At 46.6% G+C, this 558-nt stretch carries 1 pseudogene; it reads left to right on the forward strand.

What is annotated here, in order from left to right:
• Positions 1-558: pseudogene (locus tag R7Q48_RS29900) on the forward strand (phosphatase PAP2 family protein); the annotation flags it as partial.

A 558-nucleotide genomic window follows, 5' to 3' on the forward strand; every position in this document is an offset into this window, starting at 1 on the left:
GGTGAGCTTTCAGACAACAGTTACAAAGCCGCGTACGAGTTTGCAAGTGTAGTGATGGAGCTGACGACGCCAACTATTTTGCTGTTTTTATTCCCGTTCGTCATGATGCGCTTTGATAGTCGCTTTGTGTACCGACTGTTCTTCGCCATTACCGCGACATCTTTAATGGTTTTGGTGGCACAGCAGGGATTTTCTCTACCAAGGCCGCATGTGTACGTGCCTATGGCGGAACTTCCAAACAGTTACGGCTTTAGTTTTCCAAGCTTGCCTATTGCGGTTTGGTTCTGTGTGTTGACATTTTTGTTCCAAAGAACGCACAGCTTTGGATTTAACAGTACCACGGTGTTGATGGCGGCTATTACGCTAATAGTCATGCTGTGCAAGTTCTTCCTAGGTTCTGCGTTTATTCTTGATATGTTACTGGGCGCCTTGTTGGGCATCTTGGTTGCTTGGCACGTATTACGTTTGGAAACGAATCCAGAGGTCAATGTTGATCAACTCCTCAGCTCAAAAGGGGTGTGGTTTACGTTGACTGCTGTGACAGCCGTTATTTCGGTG

It is taken from the genome of Vibrio sp. 378, from assembly GCF_033339435.1.